This is a genomic window from Cyanobium sp. NIVA-CYA 375 (assembly GCF_056108345.1).
In genome coordinates, this window is record NZ_JBSYHW010000191.1 from 1 (window position 1) to 1,642 (window position 1,642).

1 protein-coding gene is annotated in these 1,642 nt (G+C 51.4%); it reads right to left on the reverse strand.

Annotated elements, in window-relative coordinates; genetic code table 11:
* Window positions 1-22 precede the first annotated feature (22 nt).
* Window positions 23-1,642, reverse strand: a 1,620-nt coding sequence (locus tag AC01FP_RS17450) for a type I restriction-modification system subunit M (RefSeq protein WP_474481982.1), incomplete at its 5' end; no start/stop codon positions are given.

Below are 1,642 nucleotides of genomic sequence, written 5' to 3' on the forward strand. Positions count from 1 at the left end.
GGAGGCGAGCCGTCAGCCCCGGCTACGCCGGGGCTGATCCCCCTGAGTTACACCACTCCATGGGACGCCGCTGCTGACGGATCTGGGACTTCTCCTTGATATCTTCTTTGAACTTCAAATACTCCCCATCCTTCGGCACAAGGACCACGCTCACATCAAATCCTTCAAGGATCTCCTGGATGTAATCGCTCTGGGTTTCCTTGATCGGCACTCCACCATGAAGAATGCCACGGACATCAAAGGGTTCAGGAGGTGGTGAGGTGTCTGCGTAACGACGAACGTTCAGGTTGTGGTCGTTATCCCGAATCTCCTCAATCGGCACCACCCGTGAGAACCGCTTGATTTCGTTGTAGGCGTCAAAGCATCCCACAATCTTTACAATGTCCTGTTCTCTCAGGATATTCTGGTTCTTGCCCTCCTGGTAGTCCAGTTCGGCATTGATAAAGAGCACCTTTCCTTTTCGTTCAGCACTCTTGTTCTTATTGACGATCAGCAGTGCTGCTGGTATGCCTGTGCCATAGAACAACCCTGATGGCAGACCAATGATCGCTTCCACCAAGTCGTCCTCAAGGATTCCTTTGCGGATCTCACCTTCTTGACCACCACGGAATAGGACACCATGAGGGACCACTACACCCATCATGCCTTCTTGATTGAGTGAGGCGATCATGTGCTGAACGAACGCCAAATCGCCTGCGTCCTTGGGTGGAATGCCGTAGCGATACCGTCCAAACCCATCGTTCTCTGCAAGGTCACGACCCCAGTTCTTCAAGGAGAAAGGAGGATTGGCGATCACCCGATCAAACAGCATCAATACGCCGTTGATTACATGCTGAGGATCAGCGAGGGTGTCACCTTTGCGAATGTCTGCACTGAATACCCCGTGTAGGAACATGTTCAGTTTGCAGATTGCCCAGGTGCTCAGGTTCATCTCCTGACCAAACAACTGGAGGTTCGCTGGATTCTCCCCACGAGTTTCTAGGTAGTTTCTGATTCCGATTAACATCCCTCCAGAGCCACAGGTAGGGTCAAGGATCTTCATTCCTGCTCTTGCTCGTAACAGAGCGACGAGCAACCGAACAACTTCAATAGGGGTATAGAACTCTCCGCCTTTCTTGCCCGCAGAATCAGCGAACATTTTGATCAGATACTCATAGGCACTGCCCAGAAGATCAGGACGATCAAAGTCTTCCGTTCTCAGGCGGAACTTGGAATAGTGGGAGAGCAGGTCCCGAAGTTTGCTGTCGTTAAGTTTGTTCTTGATATTGAAGTCAATGGAGACCAGCACCCCTTCCAGTGTTGGGTTGTGCTCCTCTATCGCTTCTGTTGCTTTGTTTAGTTCGGCACCGATGTCGTGCTTGAGATTCTTGAGGTTTTCCCACCTTCCTTTCTCTGGCACATAGAAGGTCTTGTCGTACTCGTCCTTGTCATCGGCGAGTTCTTCTGCTTGCTCCTGGGTCTTGCCCTTATCCAGGTAGTACTGGATCACCCCCTCATGTGCTTCGTCAAAGGCATCGGACAGACGCTTGAGGAACAGCATCCCGAAGATGTAGTCCTTGAATTCCGGTAACTGTTCAGGGGGGAGAAAGCTCCGTGGCAGTTCCGCTCTTGACAGACCTCTGAAAACAGCTTGGATCTCAGG